Below are 7,164 nucleotides of genomic sequence, written 5' to 3'. Positions count from 1 at the left end.
AAAAGAGATTATAATTAGAAATGTTCTTTCGATAGTCTAGTGACGATGGCGAGAAGGTCACACCCGTTCCCATACCGAACACGGAAGTTAAGCTTCTCAGCGCCGATGGTAGTTGGGACTTTGTCCCTGTGAGAGTAGGACGTCGCTAGGCACCTTAAAGATCAGCCGATATGGTTGGTCTTTTTTTGTGCTTAAAAGATATTTTAGGATTCATGACTCTTTTTCACTTGGGTTGACAAAGCGTAATATAAGTATTATTTATCTGGATATCACCAACTCGTAAAGCGATAAATATATATCATAAATTGCAAAAACAGTATATCGCCCATCCGACAAAGGATAAATGATATACCGCAAATCCTATAAACAGTATATTGCCTAACCGCGAAACGATAAATGATATTCTGTAAACACCATAAACGGTATATCCCCCACCCGCAAAACGATAAATGATAAACCGCAAACAGCATAAACGATATATCAGTCAGCCGCAAAACGATAAATGATAAACCGCAAAACGGCATAAACAGCATATCGTCCAACTGTAAAACAATAAGTGATATACCGCATACATCCATCGATATAGCATCTTGTCTAGAAACATAATTAAATTACAAAAATCTCGTCAATCGATTGATTGCCACTTCTAAATGTCATTCAGATCCCTCCTTAAACCATCTGTCCCCAATCAAACCAACAAAGCCCCTAGTAATGGTATAAGAAGTGCAGCTAACCAAAGCGGTGGAAATAGTTTTTTTGATTTTATTATCTTTTTAGATGGAAGACTGAATGTATAAATGCTTTTATGTAAACAATTCATCACTTCAAATATCATGGTTGTCCCCATAAAACTATATAGAATTGAAACAATATAATATTCCATGTTTTTATCAGTTATTGGAATCTTAGTTATTATGAATGTTAAAAGTAGTGAAATCGACGCAATAAAAAATATTGTTTCGAAGTTTTTTATAAAAAATTTTGGCGATTTCTCAATTGCGTCCCTAACAGAGGTATCTTCTAAAATAACAATGAACGGTGTTAGGCTATAAAATAGTACGATCAGAATTCCTAATAGAGCCAAAGGCCAAAAAATATGTGAAAAAATGAATAGTAATCCACCGATAATGAGTTCAATGATAGAAAACCTCACCATCCTATCAAAATAATATGGAGCTATTTTTAAGATGGAGTATGTATTGTCTGGCCCTTCTAAAAAACATTTCATGGAGCCAAGATATATGCTGAGTGCGTAGCTTTTTAATAGAAGTAGGACAATAGTGACTATACTGGAAAGTAGCCAATTTGTAACGGTTCCGTGTAAAGTGAAATTTGGGTTTACGAGTATTGAAACTCCATAAGGAAGTTGGATATCATAGACGTGAAAAGAAAGCATGGTGAAACCAAGATATCCTCCTAGCACGTTAGTTAAAGTTAAAATAACGTTTACTAGAAGTGGAATGATGATTAGTCTTGGATGGTAAATGGTATGGTAAAGACCTTTTGAAATGTTCAAAGTATCACCTCATCTATTCTTTCCATATTTTATCATAAAGAGAATACATGAAAAAACCTATTCCAGTGACGGAATAGGTTATTTTTTCTTTATTTTACCTGTCCATTTTTTAAAGCCGCCTTGTAGTTGGTAAAGCTCTTTATAGCCTTTTCTACGCAGTAATTGCGCTGCGCGACCACTACGGACTGTGTTTTGGCAGTATAAGTAGACTGGTTTATCAGGTCTGATTTCGGTTAAACGCATTTTCATTTGGGATAATGGTATATTGCGTGCACCTAGAATATGACCCCCGTCAAATTCATTTGGTTCACGGACATCGATTAATTGTGCTTTACGATATCCTTCACGGAACTGTTCTTCAGTTAAAACAGTTACGATTTTTCTTTGGTAGAAGAATGTGATAATTCCGTATGCAATGATAGCACCCAAAACAATTAAAAGTATTTCCAAAACAATCTACTCCTTTTTCTATCTCTCCTTTTCTATTATATTCGTGTGGCTAAAAAGAATCAAAGGAATTCTCTGGAGGTTTAGATTTTGAAAAACATTTTTTGTTCTGATAGACTAAGAAATGGCAAACAATATTGAACAAAGAGGGTTTCGTATGGAAAAAGAGGTATGGAGATTTATTGATTCTGGCCATTGTTCGCCAGAGTTTAACATGGCTTTAGATGAAGCCTTGCTTGAGTGGAATAGTGAGGGGAAAATTCCACCGACGGTTCGTTTTTATGGTTGGAACCCAGCGACTCTTTCAATTGGTTATTTTCAAAAGGTAGATAGAGAAATTGATCTTGAGGCTGTAAAAAAATCTGGCCTTGGCTTTGTTCGTCGTCCAACAGGTGGCAGAGGGGTATTACACGATCAAGAGCTAACATATAGTGTGATTGTGTCAGAAGATCATCCTGAAATGCCTAAAACGGTAACAGAGGCATACCGTGTTATTTCTGAAGGTGTTTTACAAGGCTTTCGTAAACTAGGTCTCGATGCGTACTTTGCTGTCCCAAAGACAGCTGAAGAGCGTGAAGGATTAAAAAACCCACGGTCAGCTGTGTGTTTTGATGCACCTTCCTGGTATGAGCTTGTTGTTGAAGGAAGAAAAGTAGCTGGAAGCGCGCAAACGAGACAGAAGGGTGTTATTCTTCAGCATGGCTCAATCCTACTAGATATAGATGAGGAAAAATTATTCGATCTATTTAAATATCCAAGTGAGCGTGTCAAAGAAAGAATGCAGCGGAATTTTAAAAATAAAGCAGTGGCTATAAATGCCTTAAGAGAAATCCCAGTGACGATTGAAGAAGCGAAGCAAGCATTTAAGAAAGGTTTTGAGGAAGGACTAAATATTGTGCTTGAGCCGTATCAATTGACAGATGAAGAATTGAACTATGTAAATGCAATTGCAGATAGCCGATATAAAACTGATGAATGGAATTTTAAACGATAAACGACTTTTTTTAGTCGTTTTTTACTTGGGTAAAACCGGAAGTCTTTGGTATTACTGAGTTTGTTCTATTAGAGGTAAAAAGCAACCGACAAAATTCTTCAAAAAAGATGAAATTATTTAGTCTACCTAGTTTTTCCTCTGTTTTTCTTTATATATTATACTATTTTTAGTTTGACAAAATAGATTTCACTTATATAAAAATCAATATGTAGTAGTGTCGAAAATTATTTTAACACTATATATTGATTTTTGTGTTGTCTTTCATATAGATATATGATACTTTAATTTTATCACACTAAAATAAACAAAATTGAATTAATAGATTCTAAGGGAGATGTGGGAATGACTGTTGTGCTACAAAAAATGAATATTAATGTTGAAAGGTTGAACCAGGATATACGCCTTTTTCCTCAAGTCCATCCAATAACAGAGGACATGAAGATAACGCATAAGGGCGTATCAAGGCTTGTAATGCTTGATCGGTATACGTTTAAGGATACTGAGAAGCTTACATTAGCAGAAGGTGACTTTGTTGTTCTAACGATCAAAGAGGATCCAAAATTTCCTGCACGTGGTTTAGGCTTCATCGTTGACATCGATTGGGAGCAGAAGACAGCAAAGGTACTTGTAGAAGAAGAGTATCGAGGTGTGTTGGACAACCCTGAGGAGATAGAAACTGGAGTTGTAAATCGTTCACTAGATGTTATTGAGAAGCCACTAGAAGTTTTCTATGAGCAAATTGCAAAAAGAAATGCTACTGGTTTGGCTTCAGTCGAGGAAACGGAAGAAAAGCGTAAGGAATGGTTTGAAAGGTTCTATCAAGAACTTGTTAGCCTAAACTTCATTCCAGCGGGCCGTGTTCTCTACGGAGCAGGTGCAGATACAGATGTTACGTATTTTAACTGTTACGTTATGCCGTATGTCCAGGATTCACGCGAAGGTATCTCTGAGCACCGCAAACAGGTCATGGAAATCATGAGCCGTGGTGGCGGTGTAGGAACAAATGGTTCAACATTACGCCCACGTAACACGCTAGCACGCGGTGTAAATGGTAAATCATCAGGTTCTGTCTCATGGTTAGATGACATTGCGAAGCTAACACATCTTGTTGAACAGGGTGGGTCGCGCAGAGGAGCTCAGATGATCATGCTGTCTGATTGGCATCCAGACATTATTGAATTCATCATCTCGAAAATGCAAAATCCAAGAATTCTTCGTTATTTAATTGAAAATACAGAAGATGAAACAATTAAAAAATACGCTCAAGAAAAGCTGAAATTCACTCCGTTTACAGAACAAGAAATTCAAATGTACCAAGGTATTGTAAATTACAGACATATTCCTGGTTACGGTGGATTTAGTGAAAAAATTATTAAAGATGCTGAGCAAAATCTAGTTAATGGTGGAACTTACAGTGTCCATAATCCTGAGTTCTTAACAGGTGCAAATATTTCTGTATGTATCACTAAGGATTTTATGCAAGCTGTTGAAGAAGACAGAATGTATGAACTCAAATTCCCGGATGTTGAAAGCTATAATGAAGAAGAAATGAAAATTTATAATGAAGAATGGCACAAAGTTGGAGATGTCCGAGAGTGGGAAAAACTTGGTCATAAAGTACGTGAGTACCGTAAGATTAAAGCTAAAGACCTCTGGAACTTAATTAATATCTGTGCAACTTATGCAGCAGAACCAGGAATTTTCTTTATCGATAATGCAAACGAAATGACAAACGCGCAAAGCTATGGTCAAAAAGTAGTTGCAACTAACCCATGTGGTGAGCAACCCCTCGCACCAAATTCAGTTTGTAACCTTGCAGCAGTAAACCTTGCTGAGATGGTTGATAAAGAAACAAAAACTGTTAACTTTGATAAGCTTAAGCAAACAGTTGAAGTTGGAGTAAGAATGCAGGATAACGTAATCGATGCTACTCCATACTTCTTAGAAGCGAATAAAAAGCAAGCACTAGGTGAGCGCCGTGTGGGTCTTGGTGTTATGGGATTACACGATCTCCTTATCTATTGTGAAACAGAATATGGTTCAGAAGAAGGAAATAAGTTAGTTGACGAAGTGTTCGAAACAATCGCAACTACTGCTTACCGTGCTTCGATTGACCTAGCGAAAGAAAAAGGAAGCTTCCCATTCTTAGAAGGAAATTCACTTGAGGATGGCAATCGCATTCGAGAAGCTTTCATTAATACTGGATATATGCAAAAAATGCCAGATGATATCAAAGAAGGAATTAAAGAACACGGAATTCGTAACTCGCATTTACTAACCGTTGCTCCTACGGGTAAACATCTTGCCCCCTATATTCGTAAGAATGTAGCGTAAACTTGGCTGTATGCGGGAAACTCTGAGAATCCTTTTGTACTCGTGCGCCAACACATTAAGAGTAAAAATCAAAAGGTGCAGACAATCCGCAGGGAAGGCGTGGCTGCCCCCTCAACGACTACATGCCGAGCAACCAGTGTTTATTACATCTTAAGAGGCAAACAAATCTCTAAGAAGGTGTAGTAGATGATTAAGAAATGTCTTAACTGTAACAAGGAAATATATATAAAGCCGAGCCAATTTGAAAGAAAAAAGTATTGTTCTAGAAAATGTAAAGGTGAATATCAATCTAAAAACCCTATCGCATTTGCCCATTTAAGTAAAAAGAAACTAATTCATTGTGATAATTGTGGAAATGAATTGCAGAGAAAACCATCTATTATTTTTGATCATAATTTTTGCAACAAAGAATGTAAATATGAGTATCAAAAAAAAATGGGACCCACAATTAATCAACATCTTATTAATCAAGTTGAAAAAACTTGTATGGGATGTGGCAAAACTTATTATGTTATTAAATCAAGAGAAAACACTGCTAAATTTTGTTCAATGAATTGTTTAGGTAAAGCAAATGGAGATAGAGGAAGAGTTCAATATAGAAAACGAATTATTGTTAACTGTACGAATTGCGGAAATATGATTGAAAAAAAACCTTCAGTTATTAAAAAATGGAACTTTTGTAATGGAAAATGTATGGCAGAATATTACGAAAGATCCAATGCGTTTTCTGGTTCAAATAGTGCTACTTGGCAGGGTGGCGATATCGATTATTATGGTCCAAACTGGAGATCCCAACGTAAAAAGGCACGAAAAAGGGACAATTTTACTTGCCAGGATTGTGGAAAAACGGAGGCACAACTCGGCCACGAACTTTCAATCCATCATATAATTCCTTTTAGGGATTTTGAAGGGGACTGGAAGTCTGCTAACAATCTTTCAAATTTGGTAAGCTTATGTGAATATCCTTGTCATCGAAAAAGACATAGTAAAAAGAATTAACTGGTTGGTGATATAGTCTGACCCATATGGCGACATATGGAGTGGGTACTAATAGTCCCACCCTCTATAATAAATAGAGAGTAACAAACGTGAGCACAGGAACAATGGTTGGCGTTTCAACAGGGTTAGAACCTTACTTCTCATTCTCGTATTTTAGAAGTGGGCGCTTAGGTAAGTTTATTGAAGTAAAAGCAGATATCGTTCAAGAATATCTAGAAAAGCATCCTGAAGCAGAGCCAAACAACCTTCCAAGCTGGTTCGTATCTGCAATGGAGCTTTCACCAGAAGCACATGCTGATGTACAATGTGTCATCCAACGTTGGATTGATAGCTCCATCAGTAAAACAGTCAACGCGCCAAAAGGTTATACTGTATCTCAAGTAGAAGCTGTCTACGAACGCCTCTATAAAGGTGGAGCAAAAGGTGGAACAGTTTATGTTGATGGAAGCCGTGACGCTCAAGTTCTTACATTAAAAGCAGAAGAGAATACGTTTGAAGATACAGAAGTTACAACAGAAGAAGAAAAACCAAAAAGTCGTGTAGTGCTAATGGATACAATCATGGACTTACGTCAAACTGATGTAACGATTGGTTCAGAAGTTGGCGATACTTGTCCGGTTTGTCGACAAGGTACAGTCGAAGACCTTGGTGGATGTAATACATGCACAAACTGTGGTGCACAGCTGAAATGCGGATTGTAATAAACGAAGAGGGAATCAAATTGATTCCCTCTTTTTTCATACACGAAAGTAAACATAGGTACTAAATCCCAAGCTATCCGATTAAAAATGTATAAAGACATTGTTTTAACCATTATACAGCAGAACTCCCTTACTTCTAATAGTGGGGGATTGGGAGGGGTTCTATGTTAATC

The 7,164-nt window shown here is 36.9% G+C and carries 4 protein-coding genes, 1 rRNA gene and 2 pseudogenes; 5 read left to right on the top strand and 2 right to left on the bottom strand.

The window, feature by feature from the left end:
• The first annotated feature begins 35 nt into the window (after positions 1–35).
• Positions 36–151 (top strand): 5S ribosomal RNA (gene rrf / locus V7138_RS21920).
• A 537-nt stretch (positions 152–688) separates the two neighbouring features.
• Here the strand turns inward: rrf and V7138_RS21915 are convergent.
• Together V7138_RS21915 and V7138_RS21910 are read right to left on the bottom strand one after the other, a co-directional pair.
• Entirely contained in the window at positions 689–1,516 is an 828-nt protein-coding gene (locus V7138_RS21915; RefSeq protein WP_335401606.1) for a hypothetical protein, read from the bottom strand.
• A 78-nt stretch (positions 1,517–1,594) separates the two neighbouring features.
• Entirely contained in the window at positions 1,595–1,966 is a 372-nt protein-coding gene (locus V7138_RS21910) for a rhodanese-like domain-containing protein (protein WP_335401604.1), read from the bottom strand.
• A 154-nt stretch (positions 1,967–2,120) separates the two neighbouring features.
• On the opposite strand from V7138_RS21910, the gene V7138_RS21905 reads away from it, so the two are divergent.
• From V7138_RS21905 to V7138_RS21890, 4 genes and pseudogenes are all read left to right on the top strand, one after another.
• A complete protein-coding gene (locus V7138_RS21905; RefSeq protein ID WP_335401601.1) occupies positions 2,121–2,957 on the top strand; it encodes a lipoate--protein ligase family protein in 837 nt (278 codons plus the stop codon).
• 342 nt (positions 2,958–3,299) lie between these two features.
• Positions 3,300–5,252 (top strand): annotated as a pseudogene (locus V7138_RS21900) (vitamin B12-dependent ribonucleotide reductase); the annotation flags it as partial.
• 225 nt (positions 5,253–5,477) lie between these two features.
• Complete coding sequence (locus tag V7138_RS21895; RefSeq protein WP_335401599.1) at positions 5,478–6,290, top strand: HNH endonuclease; 813 nt, start codon at positions 5,478–5,480, stop codon at positions 6,288–6,290.
• Between the two features lie 92 nt (positions 6,291–6,382).
• Positions 6,383–6,991: pseudogene (locus V7138_RS21890) on the top strand (vitamin B12-dependent ribonucleotide reductase); the annotation flags it as partial.
• Between the last annotated feature and the right edge of the window lie 173 nt (positions 6,992–7,164).

Origin of the sequence: Bacillus sp. JJ1533 (genome assembly GCF_036965045.1) — a bacterium.
Taxonomy (GTDB): Bacteria; Bacillota; Bacilli; order Bacillales; family Bacillaceae_L; genus Ferdinandcohnia.
The sequence above is the reverse complement of the archived record's forward strand: the minus strand, read 5'-3'. Positions and strand labels throughout refer to the sequence as shown.